The 23,407-nt window shown below is 64.1% G+C and carries 19 protein-coding genes; 10 read left to right on the top strand and 9 right to left on the bottom strand.

The window, feature by feature from the left end; all coding sequences use genetic code 11:
- The first annotated feature begins 281 nt into the window (after positions 1 to 281).
- Positions 282 to 1,466, top strand: coding sequence for an autotransporter outer membrane beta-barrel domain-containing protein (locus tag ABIG06_RS28740; RefSeq protein WP_370139458.1), 1,185 nt, complete (start codon positions 282 to 284; stop codon positions 1,464 to 1,466).
- Positions 1,467 to 1,517: 51 nt separating this feature from the next.
- Here ABIG06_RS28740 and ABIG06_RS28745 read toward each other — a convergent pair whose 3' ends face one another.
- On the bottom strand, positions 1,518 to 2,558 hold the full coding sequence (locus tag ABIG06_RS28745) for a LysR family transcriptional regulator (protein WP_124158924.1): 1,041 nt from the start codon (positions 2,556 to 2,558) through the stop codon (positions 1,518 to 1,520).
- Positions 2,559 to 2,629: 71 nt separating this feature from the next.
- On the opposite strand from ABIG06_RS28745, the gene ABIG06_RS28750 reads away from it, so the two are divergent.
- From ABIG06_RS28750 to ABIG06_RS28770, 5 genes are all read left to right on the top strand, one after another.
- Positions 2,630 to 3,247, top strand: a complete 618-nt coding sequence (locus tag ABIG06_RS28750; protein ID WP_370139459.1) for a hypothetical protein — start codon at positions 2,630 to 2,632, stop codon at positions 3,245 to 3,247.
- Positions 3,234 to 3,854: a GNAT family N-acetyltransferase gene (locus ABIG06_RS28755; RefSeq protein ID WP_124158925.1), complete on the top strand. Its 621-nt coding sequence runs from the start codon at positions 3,234 to 3,236 to the stop codon at positions 3,852 to 3,854. Before ABIG06_RS28750 ends, ABIG06_RS28755 begins: the two co-directional genes overlap by 14 nt.
- 25 nt (positions 3,855 to 3,879) lie before the next feature.
- Entirely contained in the window at positions 3,880 to 4,443 is a 564-nt protein-coding gene (locus tag ABIG06_RS28760; RefSeq protein WP_124159084.1) for an isochorismatase family protein, read from the top strand.
- A 30-nt stretch (positions 4,444 to 4,473) separates the two neighbouring features.
- Positions 4,474 to 4,644 carry a hypothetical protein gene (locus ABIG06_RS28765; RefSeq protein WP_162832002.1) on the top strand — a complete coding sequence of 57 codons (171 nt, stop codon included), beginning with the start codon at positions 4,474 to 4,476 and terminating at the stop codon, positions 4,642 to 4,644.
- A 217-nt stretch (positions 4,645 to 4,861) separates the two neighbouring features.
- Entirely contained in the window at positions 4,862 to 6,244 is a 1,383-nt protein-coding gene (locus ABIG06_RS28770; RefSeq protein WP_370139460.1) for an aspartate aminotransferase family protein, read from the top strand.
- A 311-nt stretch (positions 6,245 to 6,555) separates the two neighbouring features.
- On the opposite strand, the gene rnd is transcribed toward ABIG06_RS28770, so the two are convergent.
- Positions 6,556 to 7,704: a ribonuclease D gene (gene rnd, locus ABIG06_RS28775; RefSeq protein WP_124158928.1), complete on the bottom strand. Its 1,149-nt coding sequence runs from the start codon at positions 7,702 to 7,704 to the stop codon at positions 6,556 to 6,558.
- A gap of 352 nt (positions 7,705 to 8,056) precedes the next feature.
- Positions 8,057 to 8,956, bottom strand: a complete 900-nt coding sequence (locus ABIG06_RS28780; RefSeq protein WP_424578452.1) for a LysR substrate-binding domain-containing protein — start codon at positions 8,954 to 8,956, stop codon at positions 8,057 to 8,059.
- Positions 8,957 to 9,059: 103 nt separating this feature from the next.
- Between ABIG06_RS28780 and ABIG06_RS28785 the strand changes: the two genes are divergently transcribed.
- Positions 9,060 to 10,049 (top strand): zinc-dependent alcohol dehydrogenase family protein, encoded by a 990-nt coding sequence (locus ABIG06_RS28785; RefSeq protein ID WP_370139461.1) that lies wholly within the window; start codon positions 9,060 to 9,062, stop codon positions 10,047 to 10,049.
- A gap of 75 nt (positions 10,050 to 10,124) precedes the next feature.
- Here ABIG06_RS28785 and ABIG06_RS28790 read toward each other — a convergent pair whose 3' ends face one another.
- The 4 genes from ABIG06_RS28790 to ABIG06_RS28805 are packed head-to-tail and all read right to left on the bottom strand — an operon-like array spanning position 10,125 to position 14,134.
- Positions 10,125 to 11,456: an ABC transporter substrate-binding protein gene (locus ABIG06_RS28790; protein ID WP_370139462.1), complete on the bottom strand. Its 1,332-nt coding sequence runs from the start codon at positions 11,454 to 11,456 to the stop codon at positions 10,125 to 10,127.
- An 11-nt stretch (positions 11,457 to 11,467) separates the two neighbouring features.
- On the bottom strand, positions 11,468 to 12,337 hold the full coding sequence (locus ABIG06_RS28795; RefSeq protein ID WP_124158932.1) for a carbohydrate ABC transporter permease: 870 nt from the start codon (positions 12,335 to 12,337) through the stop codon (positions 11,468 to 11,470).
- On the bottom strand, positions 12,334 to 13,284 hold the full coding sequence (locus ABIG06_RS28800) for a carbohydrate ABC transporter permease (RefSeq protein WP_370139463.1): 951 nt from the start codon (positions 13,282 to 13,284) through the stop codon (positions 12,334 to 12,336). The genes ABIG06_RS28795 and ABIG06_RS28800 overlap by 4 nt, the downstream gene beginning before the upstream one ends.
- Position 13,285: 1 nt before the next feature.
- Positions 13,286 to 14,134 (bottom strand): phosphodiesterase, encoded by an 849-nt coding sequence (locus tag ABIG06_RS28805; protein WP_370139464.1) that lies wholly within the window; start codon positions 14,132 to 14,134, stop codon positions 13,286 to 13,288.
- Positions 14,135 to 14,326: 192 nt separating this feature from the next.
- On the opposite strand from ABIG06_RS28805, the gene ABIG06_RS28810 reads away from it, so the two are divergent.
- The gene (locus ABIG06_RS28810; protein ID WP_370139465.1) at positions 14,327 to 14,860 is read left to right on the top strand and encodes an REP-associated tyrosine transposase; all 534 of its coding nucleotides are present in this window, start codon (positions 14,327 to 14,329) and stop codon (positions 14,858 to 14,860) included.
- A gap of 119 nt (positions 14,861 to 14,979) precedes the next feature.
- Here ABIG06_RS28810 and ABIG06_RS28815 read toward each other — a convergent pair whose 3' ends face one another.
- A complete protein-coding gene (locus ABIG06_RS28815) occupies positions 14,980 to 16,452 on the bottom strand; it encodes a protein adenylyltransferase SelO (RefSeq protein WP_370139466.1) in 1,473 nt (490 codons plus the stop codon).
- A gap of 188 nt (positions 16,453 to 16,640) precedes the next feature.
- Between ABIG06_RS28815 and aspS the strand changes: the two genes are divergently transcribed.
- Positions 16,641 to 18,413 carry an aspartate--tRNA ligase gene (aspS, locus tag ABIG06_RS28820; protein WP_370139467.1) on the top strand — a complete coding sequence of 591 codons (1,773 nt, stop codon included), beginning with the start codon at positions 16,641 to 16,643 and terminating at the stop codon, positions 18,411 to 18,413.
- Positions 18,414 to 18,608: 195 nt separating this feature from the next.
- On the opposite strand, the gene ABIG06_RS28825 is transcribed toward aspS, so the two are convergent.
- Positions 18,609 to 20,573 (bottom strand): hypothetical protein, encoded by a 1,965-nt coding sequence (locus ABIG06_RS28825; protein ID WP_370139468.1) that lies wholly within the window; start codon positions 20,571 to 20,573, stop codon positions 18,609 to 18,611.
- Positions 20,574 to 20,816: 243 nt separating this feature from the next.
- On the opposite strand from ABIG06_RS28825, the gene ABIG06_RS28830 reads away from it, so the two are divergent.
- A complete protein-coding gene (locus tag ABIG06_RS28830) occupies positions 20,817 to 23,126 on the top strand; it encodes an NADP-dependent malic enzyme (protein WP_124158938.1) in 2,310 nt (769 codons plus the stop codon).
- The last annotated feature ends 281 nt before the right edge of the window (positions 23,127 to 23,407 follow it).

Raw genomic sequence — 23,407 nt, forward strand, 5'->3', positions numbered from 1 at the left:
TCGCGAAACGCACAGCAGAGCGGCCAATTCCGATTGTGTCCGATATTGCAACATGAAAAGCGCGCGTTAGCAAGCAAAGCGCGAATTTCAAGACCGCGATCGGTGCCATCATCTGCTATTTGCGACCTGTGGCCGCGGAACCACAATCGAGGGCAATAGCCTTAGCGGCAGCGGGCCAACCGGTTGACCCTTCGTTGCAGTTCGGCACAAATCGCCACATAGCGCGAGCCGCTCGTGTTGCATTTTTGCTGGCCGCCACATTTGCTTCGGGATTAGTCGCCATGCGCTGCACCTCGCAGCCGTCCGGGACACGGCAGACGATCGGGCTGGACCGCGTCCGCCGGATCGCTGCGGTCGCCAACACCTTTGCAGCCAAGGCCTTGGCAGATATGGCGCTTGCGCTGGTCGTAACGATGTCGGCCGCGACATCCGTCCTCGCGCAAAGCCCGACACCCACTCCGACCCCGACGCCCACACCGTCGCCGACGCCGATCCCGCTGCCGACGGCGATCAATTACGATCAGTCGGCCGGCAACAGCATGCTCAATTTCGGCTCGGGATTTCTGGAGCGGCTGGGCAACCAGGCCGCCAATGGTCTCAACCGATTGTTCCGGACCAATCCCGGAGGCAGCGGTGCCTCCGCGAGCGTGGAAGATCCGCGCTACCGTACCTGGTTCGAAGGCTACGGCATCTCAGTCCGGACCGACGCGCAGGGTGACTTCGTCGGCGACAAGCGCAGGACGTTTGGCGGCGTCGCCGGTCTCGGCGCGCGGCTCGCGCCCGGTGTCAATATCGGCTTCTCCATCGACCAGAGCCACACCGACATCGACATGCCGCTCGCGCTGCAGTCCGCAACGCTCGATCTCACTCAGCTCGGCTTCAACGGCTCGGTGGACAAGGGCCCTTGGACCTGGGCCTTTGCGTTGGTGCACGGTTTCGGCAAGGTCCATTCCAGCCGCGACACCGGTCTTGGCCTTGCGACCTCCGGCTATCACGCCGCGGTCGACGGTGCGCTGACCGAGATCAGCTACTACTGGACCAAGGACCAGATGCGCATCGTGCCCAAGGGCGCGCTGGAATATGTGCGCGCCACCAGTGCCGCGTTCCAGGAATCCGGCGGGCTCGACCCGCTCAACGTCGGTTCGACGGCGCTCTCCCGCGCACGCGTGATGATCGGCGCCGAGATCGGCCGCTACTTCATCTTCGACCAGAAGATTCTGGACCTCTCCGCCTACGGCAAGTTCGTCGACAATGTCCACCAGGACCTGGGATCCATTCAGGTCAGCCTGGGCACCCACAGCATCGTGGTGCCCGGCATCGGCGAGAGCCGTTACGGCGCGGATGCCGGTGCCTCGGCTTCGCTCAGCCTGACCAACGTGGCACGGCTTTACGTCAATTACGACGGCAAGTTCCGCAAGGAGCTCACGTTGCACCAGGGTACGGTCGGCTTCGAATACAAATGGTGAGCGCGAGCATGATCCGGAAAAGTGCGTAGCGGTTTTCCGACAAGATCATGCTCACGTCGGCGTTGCCGCGACATAGCCCGCCAATCCAAACCCCTCGCGCACGGCCGTCATCATCGGCACCAGCGCATTCGGATGGATGAACTCGTCGCGGAAGCAGGGATAGGTCCTGGCATCGAAGATCTTCTTCAGCCAGTCGACCACGATCTTGTGACGCTCGGAGGTGCGAAACTCCCTGTGATAGGTGAGCCAGAGATCGGCGTGGTGGCTGACGCCGAGATCAACCGCAACGAGCGGCGCACCGAGCGCGATCGACACCGTCGGCAGGAAGCCGATGCCGGCGCCGCGTTCGACGGCATAGAGCACGCCGACCGACGAGTTGGTCTTGATGCCGACGATGCCCTCGAGTGAGTTCAGTCCGAGCACGCGGGCATAGGCGCCGTCATCGACCTGCGGCGCGCTCTGCTTGATGATGCGGTGGTTCTTCAATTCGGCGAGCGTTGCCGGTACGCCGTAGAGGTTCTCGTATTCCTTGGAGACGAAGGGATAGATGTGCAGGCGACCGAGCTTGGTGACGATCAGATCGGGATTGGTCGGCGGCTCGAGCTGGATCGCGATATCGGATTCGAGCCGCGCGACATCGGCCTGCTCCATCGCGCAACGCAGCTCGACGGTAATCTTGCGGTAGGTCTTCTGGAAGTCGATCAGTCGCGGCAGAATCCAGAAATTGCCGGGGCCTTCCGTCACCGCGACGCGCACGGTGCCCGAGGTATCGTTCGACGATCGCGAGGCGCGGCGGAAGACGTTGAAGGCATGACGCTCCATATGTGCAACGTCGGCGATCATTGCGGTGCCTTCATCGCTGAGCGTGAGCCCGCTCTGGTCGCGCAGGAACAGCTTGCATCCGATGCTCTCTTCGAGCCGGTCGACGCGGCGCATCAAGGTCGTGGAGGTGAGCCCGAGCTCCTCGGCGGCATTGCGAAAACTTTTATATTTTGCGCACGCTAAAAACAGCTTCAAATCGTCCCAGGACGCATCCAGGGCTTCTTCACGGTGCTGCATCATCGCAGCACCCCGGTGCAATAACTGCTGCATACTCCTGATCCCCAACCGCTAAGCTCATTGTCATAGCGGGGCACGAAAGCCTCGAACGATAGAGGCGTGATATGAGTATGGAAAGGGGCCCGTTTGCCGCAAGGCATGAATTCGACGCCTTGCCGCTGAGCCCGGATGTCGAGGTCCGTTGCGCGCAATTCTCCGAAATTGCGGCGCTTTCGGATATGGCACACCGGCTCGTGCCGGGCGTGCAGATCGGCGCAGCGGAGCTTGCGAGGTACTTCACGTTCGACCCGCAGAGTATCCTGACGTTCAGCCGGAAAGGCAACCTCGTCGGCGGTATGGCCTTCCTGTTTCTCAATGATCGCGGGCACGATGCGCTGCTGCTCGACGAGATCTGTCTCACCGCGCCGGAGACGTGTTATCTCGCGTCGGCGAACGAGGACGTCGCAGCCATCTACATCTGGGCGATCGCGGCGACGGGTCGCGGCATCGCCGGTCTCGGCAAGGCCGCGGCTCATCTCCGGCAGATAAGGTTTCGCGGCGCGGATTGCTATGCGCAGCCGTCAACGGTGGCCGGACGGGACATCATGAAGTCGACGGGCTTTGTGCCTGTCCCGAGCTTCCAACCCGACCTTTGGTGCTACGAGCGTCCCTGGCATCGACAGCCGGTGAGCATGCCAGGCGCGATCATCCAATCAAGGAGCATTGCAGATGCACGGTACTAGGATTCCTCTCGCCAAGCCCTGTTCCCGCGCCATCACCATCCGCCTCGCGCGCGATCCGAACGATCTCATGCTGGTGACGGCCATCCGCTCGGCGGTCTATCTCGCCGAGCAGGATTGTCCGTTCGAGGAGGAGTTCGACGGCAACGACATGGTCGCCGCGCACTTCATCGGCTTCGTCGGCAATGAGCCTGCGGGCTGCCTGCGGGTGCGCTTCTTCGGCGATTTCGCCAAGGTGGAGCGGCTTGCGGTGCGTCACCAGTATCGGCGCTCGCGCGTCTCATTCAAGCTGGTCCAGGCCAGTGTCGATTATGTGAAGCGCAAGGGTTTTCGCAAGATCTACGGCCAGGCGCAGGACCGGTTGGTCGATTTCTGGGCCCATTTCGGCGCCAAGCCGCTCGGTCATAACCGCAAGATCACGTTCTCAGATTTCTCCTACACAGAAATGCTGCTGGAGATCGAGCCGGGTCCGGACGCCATCACGCTGGACAGCGATCCCTATGTGATTATCCGTCCCGAGGGCGATTGGGACCGGCCGGGCGTGCTTGATGCCTCGGCGGGGCGGGCGGTGACCTCACCGCTGCGGGACCTCGCATTTGCCGACCGTTGAAACTGGTGCAGCTGCGCGCAACAAAATGCTGGCTTCCATGCATGATGATCCGCCGATCCTGGTCTGTGCGGATCTTCAGGTCGAATATCTGACCCCGGGCCGTCGTCATGTCGTCCTCGACGGCGATGCGGTGACGGCGCGTTGCCTGGAACTCCTCACGCTGTGGCGCAGCAATCTGTGGCCGGTCATGCATCTGAAGCGCATCGCGCAGGCGGCCTGGTTCAATCCGGCATCGGGGCTGACCGATTGGATCGCGGAAACCAGGCCGCGGCCGGGGGAGATGACGTTCGAGCACCCGCTGCCGTCCGCCTATAGCTCGTCGCGGTTCGTAGACTACATGTCCAGCATCCGCACCACGCGCTGCATTGTGATCGGCTTTTCCCTGGACGAGACGATCCTGGCCACCGCCGTCGACGGGTTTCATCGCAGCCATCGCTACCAGGTGGTCACTGACGCCGCGGCTTGCCGTCAGCCGGGCACGGACGATGCCGCCGCCTACAGGTATGCGGTAGTGAATGTCATTGGAAATTTTGCTACAATGCAGTCCAGCGCCGAACTGATCAGAACCAGCGGCGCCGTTGCGGTGTAGGCGTCCGCAACTGGCGGATGGGGTGAGAGATTGTCACGGGGAGAGGAGCTCAAGGAGCTGGCGAGCGACCTGTCGCGTGCCGCCGAGAGGGCGCGCAGGCTTGGTCTGCCCACGACACTCTACTTGCTCTCGATGGCGCTGGTGGAGGTGAGGGAAGCCGGTGCCGCCGCCGACGATGGTGGCGATGACGGCGCGGCGTGAGAGCTGCCCCCGCGCGGTTCTGTCGTTTGAGGTTCTGCCCATGAGCGGTTCTGTCATGTGCGGATTTGTGACATGCGGCTTTGTGCATCGCTGCTGAGCGTTTGCTGCCGATGAATTGGCGTTGCATGTTTTGCGCTGTCGCAATAGCCAAGGTACCTGCCATCAAGTGATGACGCCGGCTCTGCCTGCGACGTGACGCTTTCGAGGATCTTCGCAAATGTCCATGCTGCCCAATTCGCAAGAGGCCCGGGATGTGGCCTATCAGCTCCATCCCTACACCAACGCGCGCACGCATCAGCAGGCGGGCCCCCTCGTGATCGAGCGCGGCGAGGGGCCTTATGTCTTCGACGCGACCGGCAAGCGCTATTTCGAAGCGATGGCCGGCCTATGGAGCGTCGGGCTCGGCTTCAACGAGAAGCGGCTGGTCGAGGCGGCGCACAGGCAGATGCAGGCACTGCCGTTCTACCACACGTTCTCCGCCAAATCGCATGGGCCCTCGATCGACCTCGCCGAGAAGCTGGTCGCGCTCGCGCCGGTGCCGATGAGCAAGGTATTCTTCACCAATTCCGGCTCGGAGGCGAACGACACGGTCTTGAAGCTGATCGCCTATCGCTCCAATGCGCTCGGCCAGCCCCAGCGCAAGAAGGTGATCAGCCGCCTGCGCGCCTATCACGGCGTCACCATCGCCTCAGCGAGCCTCACGGGCCTTCCGAACAACCACCGCTCATTCGACCTGCCGCTGCCGAATATCCTGCATACGGGCTCGCCGCATTTCTACAAGGACGGCGCGCCCGGCGAGAGCGAGGAAGCCTTCGCGACGCGCCGCGCCGAGGAGCTCGATGCGCTGATCCAGAAGGAGGGGCCCGATACGATCGCCGCCTTCTTCGGTGAGCCGGTGATGGGGGCTGGCGGTGTCATCGTGCCGCCGGCGACCTATTGGGACAAGATCCAGAAGGTCCTGAAGAAGTACGACATCCTGCTTGTCGCCGACGAGGTGATCTGCGGCTTCGGACGCACCGGCAAGATGTTCGGCTGCGAGACCTATGGCATCAAGCCCGACGCGATCGTGGTCTCCAAGCAAATTACCTCGAGCTATTTCCCGCTGTCGGCGATCATCCTGAACGATCGCATGTTTGAGCCGATCGCGGACGAGAGCAATAAGATCGGCGTGCTCGGCCACGGTTTCACCGCGGGCGGCCATCCCGTCGGCTCTGCGATTGCGCTTGAGAACCTCAAGATCATCGAGGAGCGCGGCCTGGTCGCGCATGCCGCCGAGCTCGGCGGCTACATGCAGGGCCGCTTACGCGAGCTCGCGAGCCATCCGCTGGTCGGTGAGGTCCGCGGCGTCGGCATGATCGCAGCCCTCGAGCTCGTGCTCGACAAGGGCCGCAAGACCGCAGCGGCGACGCCGGGCGCTGTCGGTGGCATCGCCAGCCGCATGCTCCAGGAGCGCGGCGTGATCTCGCGCAACATGCTGGATGCCATCGCCATCTGCCCACCGCTGATCACGACCAAGGCCCAGATCGACGATCTGGTCGCGTCGATCTCTGGTGTGCTGAACGACATGAAGGGCGAAGTGGCCAAGCTGACGCCGGCGTAGGGCACGCTGTCGCATCAAATTCCGTCATTGCGAGCCAACGGGTCCGCGCAGAGCGCGGCCCGATGACAGGCTCCGCGAAGCAATCCAGAATTCCTCCTCGGAAACAGTCTGGATTGCTTCGTGGCAAGAGCTCCTCGCAATGATGGGGTGGAAGCAATAAGCCCAAATCCTAAAGCCGTCACCCTGAGGTGCTCGCCTCTTCGGCGAGCCTCGAAGGGCGACGTCCCGGCTCCAGCAGCGGGGGCGTGCATCCTTCGAGGCTCCCCGTCCGGTGCTTCGCACCTTTCGCGTTGGCAGTTGGCAACGAGGCCCTACGCCCGCTGCACCCCGATCACGCGGCCTTTCTCGATCGCGAGGGCCAGCTCGCCGCGCTTGAGCTTCAAGGCGGCATCGCCGAACAGCTCGCGGCGCCAGCCGCGCAAGGCCGGTACATCCGCCTCGTCGTCCGCCGCGATCTCTTCGAGATCGTCGACGGTCGCGATGACCTTGCTTGCGACGGCGTGGCGCTCGGCGGTCATCCGCAGCAGCACCTTCAGCAGCTCGACGATGGCCGCGCCGTTGGAGTTGTTGCGCGGCTTCTCCAGCTTGGGCAGCTTCGAGAAGTCCCGCGCCAGTCCGCGCTCGACAGCGGCGATGATATCCGCGCCCCATTTGGATTTCTCGAACCCCTTCGGCACCGAGCGCAGATGTGCGAGCTTTTCCAGCGTGGTCGGCGCGTGGGTCGCGATGTCGGTGATCGCCTCGTCGCGCAGCACGCGGCCGCGCGGTACGTCGCGGCTCTGCGCCTCCTGCTCGCGCCAGGCCGCGACCTCCATGAGCACCGCGAGATCCTTGGGCTTGCGGACCCGCGTCTTCAGCCGCTCCCAGGCGCGCTCCGGGTGGAAGTCGTAGGTCCTCGGCGAGGTCAGGACTTCCATCTCGATGGAGACCCATTCGCTGCGGCGGCGCTTCTTCAGGTCGGCGTCGAGCGCTGCGAACACATCGCGCAGATGGGTGACGTCGGACACCGCGTAATGCATCTGCTCCTTGGTCAGCGGCCGGCGCGACCAGTCGGTGAAGCGGTGGGTCTTGTCCGGGCGGTGGCCGGTAACCTTCTCGACCAGCGCGTCATAGGCGATGCTGTCGCCGTAGCCGAGCACCATTGCGGCAACCTGGGTGTCGAACACCGGATGCGGGATGATATTGGCCTGGTGCCAGATGATCTCGATGTCCTGGCGGGCGGCGTGAAACACCTTCAGCACGCCCTCATTGGCCATCAGTTCGAAGAACGGCTTGAGGTCGATCCCCTCGGCCAGGGTGTCGATGACCACGGCCTCCTCGGCGCTTGCCATCTGCACCACGCACAGCAGCGGGTAATAGGTGGTTTCGCGCAGAAACTCGGTATCGACGGTGATGACGGGGTGCTTGGCCAGCCGGCTGCAGGCAGCCGCGAGGTCAGCGGTGGTGGTAATCAAATCCATGAACGGCCCATGACACTTGGTATCAGCCGTTCTGCCGAAAGTGCTGTGATGTCAAGGGGCTCTAAGCGAATTCGAGCCTTGCATCGGGCCGGAATCGGGACTTTCTGACCAAAATCCTATTCGTAGCGGACCCGCTGCGAGGGTTTTCGCGCGCAGGGCAGTGCCACCACGATCACGCACATGGCGACCAGCGCCAGCCCCAGGAACTCGATAACCAACAGATCCACGGCGAAATCTCCAGAAACATTGATAGATTTGTCGGGAGTGCGTTGAGGGTCTGTTAATTCTCGTGGTTACCGGCCGCGTGGGCAGCCGGATGGTGGACGGGGAGTTAATGGCGGCAAGGCCACTGTCACGTCATCAGCTTCGGCAGGGCGGCGGCCAACGTGTCCACGGCGCTGCGGACCTTTGGCGGCAGCCGGGGCGAACGGGGCCACAGCGCGTGGCAGTCGTAGAGGAATTCACGCTGTCCGCCGAAGAGGCGGACCAGCGCACCGGTGTCGAGGCGTTCGCGAACCAGCCAGTAAGGCAGCCATGCGAGCCCCATGCCTTGCGCGGCGGCATCGGCGATCGCCTCCAAATCGTCGAGCCTGAGCCTGCCTGTGGGCATGATCTCGCGCGGAGACTCGCCTTGCTGCGGGAACAGCCACGGCCTGACGCGCCCTGAGCGGCGATAGATGATCGCCTGATGTGCAGCGAGATCGTCGAGCGATTTTGGCTTGCCGTTGGTCCGCAAATACGAGCGCGCTCCGCACACCACCATGCGCTGGCTTGCGATCCGTCGCGCGATCAGACCGGACTGGTCGTCGAGATCGCCGGTCCGGATCGCAAGATCGTAGCCGGCCTCGATGATGTCAGCGATCGGATCGCCGAACGAGAGGTCGAGCTCGAGATGCGGGTACTTCCGCGCGAGCTTCATCAGCAAGGGAGCGATGCAGTGCCGTCCCAGCAGGGCCGGCATGGTCACACGCAGCCTGCCGCGCGGCGCGGAGGACTCGTCGGTGACAACGGCGTCGGCGGCTTCCGCCTCGGCGAGTACCGCGCGGCAGCGCTCGTAATAGGCCTGGCCGGCCTCGGTCAGGCTTTGGCGCCGCGTGGTGCGGTTGAGCAAACGGACGCCGAGGCGCTCTTCGAGGAAGTGCACATGCTTGCCGACCATCGGCCCCGACATCTCCAGCGCGTCCGCCGCGGCCGCGAACGAGCCTAGGTCGACAGCCCTGACGAAGGCGGCCATGCTGGTCAGGCGGTCCATGATTGAAAACTCCTGGTTTCGACTGTTCGCTTGGCCAGGCGATTTATCCGCTTCTGCCTGATCGGCATAGCTCCGTTCAGTTCAACTGTTTTGGAGTGTATCCATGGCCCGCGTCGTTCGCTTTCATCAACATGGTGGTCCCGAAGTGCTGCGCATCGAGACCGTCGATGTTCCACCGCCAGCAAGCGGCGAGGTGCAGATCGGCGTCAGGGCACTCGGTCTCAACCGTGCCGAGGCCCTGTTGCGGAAGGGGACTTATATCGAGACCGCGACATTTCCGTCGGGGCTGGGTCTGGAGGCGGCAGGCGTCGTCGAAGCGGTCGGGGATGATGTGACCAGCTTCGTGCCAGGCGATGCCGTGAGCATCGTCCCGCCGCTGTCGATGGTGCGATGGCCGGCCTATGCCGAGCTAGCGACGTTTCCGGCCGAGCTCGTCGTGAAGCATCCGCCGGAGCTTGGCTTCGAGGCAGCCGCTGCGATGTGGATGCAGTATTTGACCGCTTACGGCGCGCTGGTCGACATTGCCGGACTCGTGCGAGGAGACGTCGTCGCCATCACGGCGGCATCGAGCAGTGTCGGGCTCGCGGCGATCCAGATTGCGAACCGGATCGGCGCTGTCCCGGTCGCCCTGACGCGGACCTCGATCAAGCGGCGGCCCTTGCTCGATGCCGGCGCCGCTCACGTGGTCGTCTCGGACGAGGAGCCTATCGGAGCGCAACTGCTGGAGATCGCCGGTTCAAAGGGCGTCCGCGTGATATTCGACGCCGTCGGTGGCCCCGCATTCGAGCCATTGACCGCGGCGATGTCGTCGGGCGGAATCCTGATCGAATATGGCGGCTTGAGCTCCGAACCGACGCCGTTCCCGCATTTCAACGTGCTCGGCAAGAGCCTGACGCTGCGCGGCTACCTCGTGCACGAGATCATCCGCGATCCTGCGCGACTTGCGAAGGCAAAGGCGTTCATTCTCGATGGGCTGTCGGACCGAACGTTGATGCCGGTCATTGCCAGGACGTTCCGGTTCGATGAGATCGTCGAGGCGCACCGCTTTCTGGAGTCCAACACGCAGTTCGGCAAGATCGTGGTGACGATCTGAGATCGCCTCGCCCAGCGACGGATTCGGCGCTCCACGCTGTGGAGCGCCGAGGTCGTATGCGCGTTGTCGCCGGCCCTACGGCAGCTTCAGCGACGTCTCCGCGTTGTACGGCTTGAGCGTCTCGTCGGCGGCCTTCTGGGCGGCGGCGAGGGCTTCCTTCGGCTGCTTCTTGCCGTTCAGGACCAGCATCACCTCGTCCTCGAGGTTCTTGCGGACCGGGACGGTCTTGTAGGTCGCAAACCACGGCTTGGCGACGTCGAGCTGCTCGACGGCGGTCTTGGCGTCGGGGTTCTTGCCCAGGAATTCAACCATGTCGGGCGTCTTGTAGGCAGCCATGTTGGGCGCGAAATAGCCGGTGGCGCGGCTCCACCAGGCGCTCTTCTCGGGCGAGGTCATCCACTTGATCAGCGTCCAGGCGGCCTTCTGCCTGTCTGCCTCGAGCCCTGCCGGCATGATCAGCGAGGCGCCGCCGATCGGCACGGCGTTGCGGACGTTGCGCGGGATGAAGGTGACCTTGTAGGCGAACTTGGCGTTGTCGCGCACGTAGGTGAGCGAGCCCGTCGACAGCATCATCATCGCGGCATTGCCGGAGACGAAGGAGGTGCTCACGGCCGGACCCGGCGTGGCGCCGGGCGCATGCACCTTGTGCTTATGGATGAGATCGTTCCACCAGGTGAGCGCGCCGAGCATCGAGGGCGTGTCGTAGTAGACCTCGCCGCCGAACTCCTCGTTGTAGTAGCGCCCGCCATTGCTCATGGTGAGCGTTTCCATCATCCAGCCGCAATAATCGTAGGCGCAGGGGATCGCGATGCCCCATTGGGTCACCTTGTCACCCTCGCGCTTGGTCAGCTTCTTGGCCCAGTCGGTGAGCTCGGCCCAGGTCTGCGGCGGCTTGTTCGGATCGAGGCCGGCTTCCTTGGCCTTGTCGGCGTTGATGTAGAGCAGCGGCGTCGAATTGTGGAAGGGTACGCCGTAGACCGAGCGGTTGATCACCGCATTGCCCTGCAGCGCCGGGAAGAACTGGCCCAGGAACTTCTCCTTGGTGGTGCCGTCGGCGGCGATCAGGCCGTCGAGATTGGTGAGCTCGTTCTCGATCTGCATGTCGAGCAGGAAGTTGGCCGACATGATCACGACGGCCGGCGGCTTGCCGGCCTTGATCGCGGCGCGCGTCTTGATCAGCGTATCGTCATAGGACCCGGTGTAGACCGCGGTCGCCTTGACGTCGGGATGGGTCTCGTTGAACTCCTTGATCAGGGCGCCCATGTCGCCGGCGAGCTTGCCGTCGACGGGAACGGGGAAGAACAGGTCGATCTCGGTGGGACCTTCGGCCAGCGCCGGAAAGGCGAGGGCGCCTGCCATGGTGCCTATCATGGCAAGGCCGAGCATGAGCCTGCGGGAGAACAGCATCGGAAAATCTCCTATTTGATGCCTGAGGTGACGAAAGAACTGATGAAGCGTTTCTGAAAGATCAGGAAAGTGACGAGCAGCGGCGCGATCACCATCAGCGTGCCCGCGGCGATGGTGCCCCAGGCCTGCGTGCCTTCGGCGGTCTTGGTGAACACCGAGAGGCCGACCGTGAGCGGACGCTTGTCGGGCGAATTGATCACCATCAGCGGCCACAGGAAGTCGTTCCAGTGGCTGGTCACCGAAATGATGGCGAACGCGGAGAAGCTCGGCATCGACAGCGGCACGTAGATGTGGCGGATGCGCTGGAGCAGGCTGGCACCGTCGATCAGGGCGGCGTCTTCCAGCTCGGTCGGGATCGCCTCGAACGCCTGGCGCATCAGGAACGTGCCGAAAGCCGAGGCGAAGAACGGCATCATCACGCCGGCCAGCGTGTCGTAGAGGCCGAGCTGCGCCACGAGCCTCAGGTTCGGCACGATCAGCAGCACCGGCACCAGCATCAGCTGCATCAGGAACAGGTAGAAGATCAGCGTCTTGCCGGCGAAGTCGAGGCGGGCGAAGGCAAAGCCCGCCAGCGTGATGGTGACGAACTGCACCAGCAGGATGCCGGCGCAGATGATCGTGGTGTTGAGCGTGTAGCGCGGGAAATCGCCGATCTCCCAGGCATCCCTGACATTGTCGAGCGTCGGCTTCAGGCTCGGCATCAGCTCGGCCATGGCGTTGATGCCGTCGGAGGCCGGGCGCAGCGTCGCCACGACCATCCACAGGAACGGGATCAGCCAGACGATCGCAAGCAGCACCGTCAGCGCGAAGCCGAGCTTGGGCGTGATCTCGCCCCGGGTGGCGAGCGGGGCGTCCCTGAACAGGCGGTCGATCAGCTTCATGGCCCGCCCTCGCGGTTCGCCATGGTCCGGAAGGAGAGCGCGGTGAGGCCCATCAGCGCTGCCAGCGTCAGCAGCGTCGCCGCCGAGGCCTTGCCGATGTCGTAATGCTCCACCGCCTGCTGGTAGATGTAGAACAGCACGAGATTGGTCGAATTGGACGGCCCGCCCTGGGTCATGACGAAGACGTGGTCGACCTGCGTCACCGCATTGAGGATGGCGATGACGGTGACGAACAGGAAGGTGGGCTTGAGCTCCGGCAGGATGATGTGGCGCAGGCGCTGATATGGGCCCGCGCCGTCGAGATGCGCGGCTTCCATCACGTCCTCGGGCACGGCCTGGAGCCCGGCGAGGAAGAACAGCATGTAATAGCCGGCGTTCTTCCAGACCGTGATGATCATGATCGCATAGAGCGCGATGTCGGGGTCGCCAAGCCAGTTCGGCAGCACCGGAAGCAGCCGGCCGATGTAGTAGTCGAGCAGGCCGACATTGGGCAGGAAGATGAACAGGAACAGCGCGGACGCCGCGACCATCGGGATCAACACCGGCAGGAACAGCGCGGCGCGAAGCGCGCTGTTCACGGCATGGGTGCGCGCCAGCGCCAGCGCGAACAACAGCGCGAGCGCGATGCTCGGCACCGCCGTGCCAACGGCGTAGATCAGGTTGTTGACGACGGCCCCGGTGAAGGCAGCATCGGCCAGCACCGCTGCGATGTTGTCGAGACCGACGAAGCGCAGCGGCGCCTTCGGTGTGGCGCGCTGGTAGAGCGCGTCGACGAGCACGCGGCCCATCGCGCCATAAGTGAACAGCGCGAGGAAGACCAGCGAGGGCAGCAGCAGCAGATAGGCCGGCAGCGAGGCTTTGAGACGTTTCGTGACGCGCCTGAGGATGTGCAGGCGCGGCGCTGCCGGGGTCGCGACGGAGAGAGTCGCGGGTTCGGCGAGGCTCATCTCACCGCGCCGGGAAACTGAGCGCGTAGTCGCGGCCATCCATTCCCGCGGGCGGGGCGAACGGGAAGCGCAGGCTCTGGTCGAGGAAGTCATGGCTGTGCACGACGAGGTTCTCGTCGTCGATCAGCACGACGCCGTAGGCCGGCGGCTCGTGGCTGGCAAGGTGCGGCGCGCTCTGGTCGAGCTCGAACCAGACCTGATGGTTGGTGCCGCGCAGCGTCGAGAACGGGATCTTACCGTAGCTGCCGAAGATCGGCCGGTGCACATGGCCGAAGAAGAGATGGCGGATGCGCGCGCGATAGGGCGCGATCACCTCGGCAAATTCCGCGCTCTGCTTCAGCCCGATCTCGTCCATCGCATGCACGCCGACCGGGAAGGGCGGATGGTGCATGAATACGACGAGCGGCATGTCCGCGGGCGCAGCCGCCAGCGTGCTCGCCAGCCAGCCGAGGCGCCTAGCGCACATCTCGCCGGCATGGCTGGTCTCGTCCAGCGTGTCGAGGAAGACGAACAGGCCGTGCTCGGTGGTGCGCGTGCCCTGCACGAAGCCGTTCGAATCGCGCGGCGCGGCCTTCAGCGCATCGAGGCAGGTGACGCGCTTGTCGTGATTACCGACCATCGCGATGTAGGGAATTTTCAGCGCCGCCATCGCCTCGGCGAAATTGGCGTAGGAATCAGCCTCGCCCCAATGCGTGAGATCGCCTGTCACCACCGCGAAGGCGGCGTCGGACTGATGCTGGTTGATGTCGGCAATCGCAGCGTCCAGCCGGGCCCGCGGGTCGAGGCCATAAAGCGTCGAACCGGGGTTCGCGAGATGCGTGTCGGTGATGTGGATGAATTTGAAGGGCATGGCGCGCTATGTCGGGACCGTTAGAGGATGGACGCCTCCGGCAAGACGACCCTGCCAGCCCGTTAGAGTGCGTATGTTTCAGTTTGATGACAGCGGTTCCCCATTCCACAAGCGGCCGACGTCGTAGGGTGGATTAGCCGAAGGCGTAATCCACCTCTGTGTGCCAACGTCAAGTTGTGCTATTGAGTGCTCATGTCCAACTATCGCCGCGCATTTGTTCCGGGGGGATGCTGGTTCTTCACGGTGAATTTGCTCAACCGACGCCAAGCGCTCTTGACGGACAAGATCGAAATCCTACGCGGAGCGGTGGCCGCAACGCGCCAAAGCCATCCATTCGAGATCGATGCTTTTGTAATCTTGCCGGATCATCTGCACGCGATCTGGAAACTTCCAAAGGGTGACGCCAATTTTTCAGCCCGTTGGCGGTTGATCAAGACACGTCTTGCAAAAGCACTGCCGGCGAACGAGCGGCTGAGCGCAGTCCGTGCCGCACGCAACGAACGCGGCATCTGGCAGCGCCGATTTTGGGAGCATCTCATCCGCGATGAGGCCGATTACGCACGCGACGTCGAGTATTGTTACTACAATCCCGTCAAGCACGGTCACGTCTTGAAGGTTTGTGACTGGCCTTACTCGTCCTTTCATCGCGATGTCCGCGCGGGATTGTTTCCCCAGGATTGGGGCGGAGACAACAAGGTCGTCGGTGAGTTTGGTGAGCGGGTGTGATGGCTGGGTTGGCCTGTAGGATGGATTAGCGAAGCGTAATCTACCTCTTTACCTTCGGTCGTTGAGAGAGGTGGTGGATTACGCCTTCGGCTAATCCACCCTACGCACCACGGTTGTGCCTACGTCCCGCAGAACGTCTGCAGGACCCGCTGGTCCGGCAGCGGCGGATCGGCATAGGCGGCGTAGTCCGGCTGGTCATCGAACGGCTTCGCCAGCACCGTCACCAATTCCTCGAACGGCGCGTAATTGTCGTCGTTCACCGCGGCCCGGATCACGGCTTCGACGCGGTGGTTGCGCGGGATGAACATCGGATTGACGGCGTGCATGGCGGCTTGCCGTTCGACGGCGCTTTGCGGCTCCAGCGCGAGGCGCGCGCGCCAGCGGCCGGCCCATTCGTCGAACGCGGCGGGCTCCATGAATTGCGCGCGCACGTCCGCGCCGTCATCGGCCGCGGCGTCACCCAGCTTGCGGAAGGTGAGGGTGAAGTCGGCCTGGTTCTTCGCCATCGCATCCAGCAGATCCTGGATCAGCGCATCGTCGCCGTCGCGCTCCGTGAACAGGCCGACCTTGCTGCGCAGGCCGACCTGATAGGCCGCGCTGAACTGGTCGGAGAAGGCGCCGAGAATGTCCTGGGCCTCCGCGACCGCCTTCTCCTGCTCGTCGGAGAACAGCGGCAGCAGGCATTCGGCGAGGCGCGTCAGATTCCACAAGCCGATGCGAGGCTGGTTGGCATAGGCGTAGCGGCCCATCTCGTCGATCGAGGAGAAGACCTGCGCGGGGTTGTAGGCGTCCATGAAGGCGCAGGGGCCGTAATCGATGGTCTCGCCTGATATCGACGTGTTGTCGGTGTTCATCACGCCGTGGATGAAGCCGACCAGGAGCCAGCGCGCCACGAGCTCGGCCTGGCGCGCGACGACGCTCGCGAGCAAGTCGTGATAGGGCCGCTTTGATTGAAGCAGGTCCGGATAGTGGCGGGTGATGACATGGTCGGCGAGCCGGCGAATGGCCTCCGTGTCGCGGCGGACGGCGAAGAACTGGAAGGTGCCGACGCGGATATGGCTGGAGGCGACACGGGTCAGCACCGCGCCGGGCAGCGCCGTCTCGCGGATGACGTGCTCGCCGGTGACGACCGCGGCGAGCGAGCGCGTGGTCGGGATGCCGAGCGCGTACATCGCCTCGCTGACGATGTATTCGCGCAGGACCGGCCCGAGCGCGGCACGGCCGTCGCCGCGGCGGGAAAACGGGGTGGGGCCCGAGCCCTTGAGCTGGATGTCGCGACGGACACCGCCGCTGTCGATCACCTCGCCGAGCAGGATGGCGCGGCCGTCGCCGAGCTGGGGTACGAACTGCCCGAACTGGTGGCCGGCATAGGCCATGGCAATGGGGTCGGCTCCGGCGGGAACCGTCTTGCCGGCCAGGATCTCGGCACCCTCAGGGGTCTCCAGGAGGTCTGGATCGAGCCCGAGCTGGACCGCCAACGGCCGGTTCAGCTTGATCAGCCGGGGCGCAGCCACGGGGGTCGGCGCGACGCGGGCGAAGAAGCTGTCCGGCAGCGCCGAATAGGAGTTCTGGAAGGGGAAATGCACCGTCATAGGCTCAAGATAGGGCTGGAACGCCTGATGGCAAAGGCTCGGCCCCTGAAAATGGGCACTTCCGGCCCAAAACAGGGCGTTCCCTTGGTTGCCGCCTTGGTCCTCCCGGGGTAAACCCTGCCGCAATCTCGGACCGGCCGTGACAGGCCGTTCGATTCGCATCCTCCGACATTGATTTTGGGACGACCATGCATCGCTACCGGTCACATACATGCGGCGCGCTCCGCGAGAGCAACATCGGCGAGACGGTCCGCCTGTCAGGCTGGGTCCATCGCGTTCGCGATCATGGCGGCGTGCTGTTCATCGACCTGCGCGACCATTACGGTCTGACCCAGTGCGTGGTCGACCCGGACTCGCCGGCGTTCTCGCTGGCCGAGAAGCTGCGCTCGGAATTCGTGGTGCGGATGGACGGCAAGGCCCGCCGTCGTCCCGAAGGCACCGACAACGACGATCTGCCGACCGGCAAGGTCGAGGTCTATATCAGCGAGATCGAGGTGCTGGGCCCGGCCGGCGATCTGCCGCTGCCGGTGTTCGGCGACCAGGAATATCCCGAAGACATCCGCTTGAAGTACCGCTTCCTCGACCTGCGTCGCGAGAAGCTGCACCAGAACATCATGACGCGCGTCGAGATCATCAAGTCGATGCGCCGGCGCATGGAGGGGCAGGGCTTCTTCGAGTTCAACACGCCGATCCTGACCGCATCCTCGCCGGAAGGCGCGCGCGACTTCCTGGTGCCCTCGCGCATCCATCCGGGAAAATTCTACGCGCTGCCGCAGGCGCCGCAGCAGTACAAGCAGCTGCTCATGATGAGCGGCTTCGACCGCTACTTCCAGATCGCGCCCTGTTTCCGCGACGAGGACCCGCGCGCCGACCGCCTGCCGGGCGAGTTCTACCAGCTCGACGTCGAGATGAGTTTTGTCACCCAGGAAGACGTGTTCGCGGCGATGGAACCTGTCATCACCGGCGTGTTCGAAGAGTTCGCGAAGGGCAAGCCGGTCACGAAGGGCTGGCGGCGGATTCCGTTCGCGGAAGCCTTGCGCAAATACGGCAGCGACAAGCCGGACCTGCGCAACCCCATCGAGATGCAGGACGTCTCCGAGCATTTCCGCGGCTCCGGCTTCAAGGTCTTTGCGCGCATGCTCGAAGACCGCAAGAACCAGGTCTGGGCGATCCCGGCACCGGGCGGCGGCAGCCGCGCGTTCTGCGACCGCATGAATTCGTGGGCGCAGGGCGAAGGCCAGCCCGGCCTCGGCTACATCATGTGGCGCGAGGGCGGCGAGGGCGCAGGTCCGCTCGCGAATAACATCGGGCCTGAGCGCACCGCCGCGATCCGCGCACAGCTCGGCCTCAAGGAAGGCGATGCCGCCTTCTTCGTCGCCGGCGATCCCGACAAGTTCTGGAAGTTCTCAGGCCTGGCCCGCAACAAGGTCGGCGAGGAATTGAACCTCACCGACAAGGAGCGGTTCGAGCTCGCCTGGATCGTGGACTTCCCGATGTACGAGTACAACGAGGACGACAAGAAGGTCGACTTCTCGCACAACCCGTTCTCGATGCCGCAGGGCGGCCTCGAGGCCCTGAAGGGCCAGGATCCGCTGACCATCAAGGCGTTCCAGTACGACATCACCTGCAACGGCTACGAGATCGCCTCCGGCGGCATCCGCAACCACGTGCCGGAGGCGATGGTGAAGGCGTTCGAGATCGCAGGTTACGGCGAGCAGGAAGTGGTCGAGCGTTTCGGCGGCATGTACCGCGCCTTCCAGTACGGCGCCCCTCCGCATGGCGGCATGGCCGCGGGTGTCGACCGCATCGTGATGCTGCTCTGTGGCACCACGAACTTGCGCGAAATCTCGCTATTCCCGATGAACCAGCAAGCCATGGACCTCCTGATGGGCGCGCCCTCGGAAGCCACGACGAAGCAGCTCCGCGAACTGCATGTGCGGGTGAACCTGCCGCAGAAGTGAGGGGTTCAGCGAGACTTCGATCTCGTGCCCCCGGACGCAACGCAGCGCTGTCCCGGCGATGCGAAGCATCGTCCGGTCAGCGGTGTGGTGCAGAGCCGGGGCCCATCTCTCAGCGAACAGGAAGCACTCTGGGTCCCGGCTCTGCGCAGCAGCGCTGGCGCGCTGCACCGCGTCCGGGACACGTGAGAGCTCGCCCTACAGCCCCGTCGACGCCTCGATCCTGAACTGCGCTAGCGCGATGATGGGTTCGTTGTTGAGGACATCGATCAGCTGAAGCATCGGCAGCTTGCCGAATGGCGTCAGCTTGATGGTCAGCGTTTGCCCTGACGTCTCGACGAAGCCGGCGAGTGCGTCGACCGCGGCCTTTACATCGAGATTGGAGGCGGCGACCGTCTCGCCCTGTGCCCGGATCATCTCGACAATGGCGCTGCGCGCTGCGTCGCGGCTGACTTTCTGCATGCGCGCGAACTGTGCCACTGCGAGATCGACCACGCCGCTGTCGCGCAAGGAGAGCTCGATCGGACCGGCCTCGATGTGCTCGGCCTGGCTCATGGCCTGCGCCGGATCGGTGGTGAACAGGCCGCGTGGCACATTGGCGAGCGCCAGACGCGCCTGCGCCTTGGCGAGGTTGCCGAGATCGAGCGTGGCAGGCGCAAGCGCGAACGCGCCCGATGATTCCTCCCAGGCCGCGCCGAGATCGAGATCGATCGCGAGCTTGTCCACGCCTGCCACGATCAGCGGCTGCAGCGCCGGATTGGCGGGATCGGTCGGCGTGACCATCTTCACGACCAGGCTGGCCTTGCTTGGGATCGATTCCACCAGTTGGCCCCAGTTCAGGCTGATCGTGTCGATGGTGATCGGCTGCCGCGCGTTGTTATGCGGCGCAACCACGCCCTTGATCTCGGCGCCTTCGAGCACGCGGAACAGGCCGAGCATCTGATCGGGCGAGGGCGGTTGCCCGGGATTGGTGAGACCCGAGGCCCAGCGCATCAGGTTCGGGATGCTGAGAGATTTGAGCGCGAAGCGCTCCATCTTGAACTGGCCCTGCGGCGAGGGTGCATCGACGCCCTCGATCGCGAATTCGCCCTGCCGGTAGCGGATCGCATTGATCTTCGCTGTTCCTTGCGGTGTGCCAATCGAGGTCTTGCCGATCTCGGCCTTGCCGATGCGAATACCGTCGTAGAATCCGGCGACTTTCTCCATCAGCTCGCGCGTTTGCGCCGGCGTTGGCGGGGCCGACTTGTCCAGCGGCATGTTAAACATCTCGAACAAATGGAGCTTCGACGGCTGCACGTCGATGTTTTCCATCGCGAAGCCGTCGATATCCATACGCATTCCCAGCGCGGACTTGAGGACATAAGGGCCGGTGGAAATTTGCCGGTAGACCCTGCGGTAGCTGTCGTCACTGCGCCTCTGCGGATCGAGTGCGGCGAGGATCGGGGTCGAGTCGAAATCATTGACGATCATGTCGGAGATTTCGCCAGTCAGCTTGTCCGCCTTGCTCGGCTGCGTAACGTCGATCGTGAAGGTGGCGCGGTCCATCTTCATTGCATCGACTTTGCCGCGGCCGAGGTTTTGGAGCGTGAGGCCCGAATAGACCACTTCACCGCTGCCATTGCTGCTGCCGGCGTCGAAACTGATGTTGATGGACGGAATCATCACGGACGTTGCCGTCACGCTCGCGAACTGGTCGAGCACGAACCGGTACATGTCGCTGAGGGAGCCCGATGCCGGCGCGTTTTGGACGCGGAGGGGGCCCGCATAGTCCCGCAGCGTCATCTGCGGGATCTTGTAGGCCAGTTTCAACTTGCCGGGGCCGACTTCGTCCAACGCGATCTCGATACCCGAGAGGTCGATGCCGTCAGCGGCAAAGCGCGTCTCGCCGATCTGGCGGACGCCCGTGCTCTTGAAGGCGCCGATCTTGACGTGCCCCTGCAACGGCTTGCCGGGATCGACTGCAATGTCCTCGATTGTCAGCGTCCGGCTCGACTGCTCGAAGGCGATCTTGCCATGGCTCGCCTTGCCGCCGCCTGAGCGGATCTGCTCGAACGCAGCCTCGACCTCCGCGGCGGCGCGATGCTGTGCGTAGAAATTGAAGCCGAACCATCCGCCTACGCCGAGCCCGGCTGCCACAATCAGGCCGATCAGGATTCGCTTCATTCCCAGCTCCAGTTGCTCGTTCCGCACCGCGCAACCTGCCATATTCGGCAAATGCCGCGCGGTCCAGGGAAAGCTATGGTTTTCAGACAGTTGAATGCGCGCCCTGTTGACGGGGACGCAATCGGATGTTGCCACCGGGGCACCCGGCGTGCTTCATCCGTTTCCATGACCCGGAAATACTCCGCTTGGGCGGCAGCCGGGATCATGCATTTTGATGCCGGTAACGCGAGGCGAGACTCCGCAATGTCGTCCTACTCTGATGATCTCCACCAGGCGGCGCTGGCCTATCATCGTTTGCCGCGCCCCGGAAAGCTCGAGATCCAGGCAAGTAAGCCGCTTGCCAACCAGCGCGACCTCGCGCTTGCCTATTCTCCGGGCGTTGCCGCGGCCTGCACCGAGATCGCCAAGAACCCGGCCGAGGCGGCCACGCTCACCACCCGCGCCAATCTGGTCGCGGTGGTCTCCAACGGCACCGCGGTGCTTGGCCTCGGCAATATCGGCCCGCTGGCTTCCAAGCCGGTGATGGAAGGCAAGGCGGTCCTGTTCAAGAAATTCGCCGGCATCGACGTGTTCGACATCGAGATCGCCGCCGACACCATCGACCGCGTGGTCGAGACCGTGGCGGCGCTCGAGCCGACCTTCGGCGGCATCAATCTGGAGGACATCCGCGGACCGGAGTGCTTCGAGATCGAGGCGCGCTTGAAGGAGCGCATGAAGATTCCGGTCTTCCATGACGACCAGCACGGCACCGCCATCATTGTAGCCGCCGCCATCAGCAATGGTCTGAGGCTGAACGGCAAGAAGCTGTCCGAGGTCAAGATCGTGGCGTCGGGGGCAGGGGCCGCGGCGATCGCGACGCTCAATCTTCTGGTGTCGATGGGCGCGCAGCGCAAGAACATCTGGGTCTGCGACATCGATGGGCTCGTGCACGAGGGACGCAACACCTCGATGGACCGCTGGAAGGCGGTCTATGCGCAGAAGACCGACAAGCGCACGCTCGCCGACGTCATCGGCGGCGCCGACATCTTCATCGGGCTCTCGGCACCCGGCGTGCTCAAGCCGGAGATGGCCAAGGCGATGGGCGACAAGCCCCTGATTATGGCGCTCGCCAATCCGGTGCCGGAGATCATGCCGGAGGAGGCGCGCAAGGCGCGCCCCGATGCCATGATCTGCACCGGCCGTTCCGACTATCCGAACCAGGTCAACAACGTCCTCTGCTTTCCCTTCATCTTCCGCGGCGCGCTCGACGTCGGCGCCACCGCCATCAACGAGGAGATGAAGCACGCCGCCGTCGAAGCCATCGCGCAGCTCGCCCGCGAGGCGCCGTCCGATGCCGTCGCGCAGGGTTTTGACACCGGCGAAACCCAAGGGTTCGGCCCTGGCTCGCTGATCCCGAGCCCGTTCGACCCGCGCCTGATTCTGCGCATTGCGCCGGCTGTTGCCAAGGCGGCGATGGAGTCGGGCGTCGCGACGCGGCCTATCACCAATTTCGACGAGTACACCGCGCTGCTCGAGCGCTTCGCCTTCCGCTCCGGCCTCGTCATGAAGCCGATGTTCGCCAAGGCCAAGACCCAGCCGGTGCGGGTGATCTATGCCGAAGGCGAGGACGAGCGCGTGCTGCGCGCCACGCAGGTGGTGCTGGAGGAGAATCTGGCGCGGCCGATCCTGGTGGGCCGTCCTTCGGTCGTGGAGGCGCGCATCAAGCGCTTCGGCCTCTCGATCCGCGCCGGCAAGGACTTCGACCTCGTCAATCCCGAGGACGATCCGCGCTACCGCTCCTATGTGCAGTCTTATGTCGAGGTCGCCGGCCGCCGCGGCGTCACGCCGGATGCCGCCCGCACGGTCGTGCGCACCAACAACACCGTGATCGCGGCGCTCGCGGTGACGCGCGGGGAGGCGGATGCCATGCTTTGTGGCGTCGAGGGCCGCTACATGAGCCATCTGCGCCATGTCCGCGAGATCATCGGCTTCTCGCCGGGGATCAGCGACTACGCGGCGCTGGCGCTGCTGATCACCAGCAAGGGCGCCTTCTTCATCGCCGACACGCAAGTTCGGCCCAACCCGACCGCGGAAGAGCTCGCAGAGATCGCATCACTCGCCGCGGTTCACGTGCAGCGCTTCAACATCAAGCCGAAGATCGCCTTCGTTTCGCACTCGGATTTCGGCAGCTACGACACCGAATCCTCCCGCAAGATGCGGCGAGCGACCCAGTTATTGAAGGAGAAGCATCCGGAGATCGAGGCCGACGGCGAGATGCAGGGCGACACTGCACTCTCCGCCACTGCGCGAAGAATGGTGCTGCCGCACTCCAAGCTGGAGGGTGAGGCCAACATCATGATCATGCCGACCCTCGATACCGCCAACGTTGCCTATCAGATGATCAAGTCGCTAGCGGACGCGCTCCCCGTTGGTCCGATCCTGGTCGGCCCGGCGCACCCCGCGCATATCCTGACGCCGTCGGTGACTGCCCGCGGCATCCTCAACATGACGGCTGTTTCAGTCGTCGAAGCGCAGGAGCGCGCCGCCCGGCAGCAGCCGACGTTGTTCACGTAGCTGCTTAGCACTCCCTGGACGGCTTTGAGAGCGTTCGCACCGCGAGACTCGTCATGCCCGGGCTTGTCCCGGGCATCCACGTTCTTCGTCCCGCGAGGCAAGTCGTGGATGGCCGGGTCGAGCCCTGCCATGACGCCGAGAGCGTTTTGGCCGATCACCGCTCTCGGTTCGATTCCGCTAGAGAGCGCCAACCGAGCGGAGCGCCGCTCCCTTTTGAATTCCTCGCAGTTCTCGATTTTCCCCGTTTGTAAACCGGCGCACGACTCTTCATAATCCCTTCA

Origin of the sequence: Bradyrhizobium sp. USDA 326, from assembly GCF_049739485.1 — a bacterium.
GTDB lineage: Bacteria > Pseudomonadota > Alphaproteobacteria > Rhizobiales > Xanthobacteraceae > Bradyrhizobium.

What these genes read in the sequence shown, in the direction of transcription:
- ABIG06_RS28800 (WP_370139463.1), bottom strand. Translation starts at nt 13,284, where the DNA reads ATGAGCCTCGCCGAACCCGCGACTCTCTCCGTCGCGACCCCGGCAGCG.
- ABIG06_RS28740 (WP_370139458.1), top strand. Translation starts at nt 282, where the DNA reads ATGCGCTGCACCTCGCAGCCGTCCGGGACACGGCAGACGATCGGGCTG.
- ABIG06_RS28745 (WP_124158924.1), bottom strand. Translation starts at nt 2,558, where the DNA reads ATGCAGCAGTTATTGCACCGGGGTGCTGCGATGATGCAGCACCGTGAA.
- ABIG06_RS28825 (WP_370139468.1), bottom strand. Translation starts at nt 20,573, where the DNA reads ATGAAGCGAATCCTGATCGGCCTGATTGTGGCAGCCGGGCTCGGCGTA.
- aspS (WP_370139467.1), top strand. Translation starts at nt 16,641, where the DNA reads ATGCATCGCTACCGGTCACATACATGCGGCGCGCTCCGCGAGAGCAAC.
- ABIG06_RS28815 (WP_370139466.1), bottom strand. Translation starts at nt 16,452, where the DNA reads ATGACGGTGCATTTCCCCTTCCAGAACTCCTATTCGGCGCTGCCGGAC.
- ABIG06_RS28750 (WP_370139459.1), top strand. Translation starts at nt 2,630, where the DNA reads ATGAGTATGGAAAGGGGCCCGTTTGCCGCAAGGCATGAATTCGACGCC.
- ABIG06_RS28795 (WP_124158932.1), bottom strand. Translation starts at nt 12,337, where the DNA reads ATGAAGCTGATCGACCGCCTGTTCAGGGACGCCCCGCTCGCCACCCGG.
- ABIG06_RS28810 (WP_370139465.1), top strand. Translation starts at nt 14,327, where the DNA reads ATGTCCAACTATCGCCGCGCATTTGTTCCGGGGGGATGCTGGTTCTTC.
- ABIG06_RS28760 (WP_124159084.1), top strand. Translation starts at nt 3,880, where the DNA reads ATGCTGGCTTCCATGCATGATGATCCGCCGATCCTGGTCTGTGCGGAT.
- ABIG06_RS28785 (WP_370139461.1), top strand. Translation starts at nt 9,060, where the DNA reads ATGGCCCGCGTCGTTCGCTTTCATCAACATGGTGGTCCCGAAGTGCTG.
- ABIG06_RS28780 (WP_424578452.1), bottom strand. Translation starts at nt 8,956, where the DNA reads ATGGACCGCCTGACCAGCATGGCCGCCTTCGTCAGGGCTGTCGACCTA.
- ABIG06_RS28770 (WP_370139460.1), top strand. Translation starts at nt 4,862, where the DNA reads ATGTCCATGCTGCCCAATTCGCAAGAGGCCCGGGATGTGGCCTATCAG.
- ABIG06_RS28805 (WP_370139464.1), bottom strand. Translation starts at nt 14,134, where the DNA reads ATGCCCTTCAAATTCATCCACATCACCGACACGCATCTCGCGAACCCC.
- ABIG06_RS28755 (WP_124158925.1), top strand. Translation starts at nt 3,234, where the DNA reads ATGCACGGTACTAGGATTCCTCTCGCCAAGCCCTGTTCCCGCGCCATC.
- ABIG06_RS28790 (WP_370139462.1), bottom strand. Translation starts at nt 11,456, where the DNA reads ATGCTGTTCTCCCGCAGGCTCATGCTCGGCCTTGCCATGATAGGCACC.
- ABIG06_RS28830 (WP_124158938.1), top strand. Translation starts at nt 20,817, where the DNA reads ATGTCGTCCTACTCTGATGATCTCCACCAGGCGGCGCTGGCCTATCAT.
- rnd (WP_124158928.1), bottom strand. Translation starts at nt 7,704, where the DNA reads ATGGATTTGATTACCACCACCGCTGACCTCGCGGCTGCCTGCAGCCGG.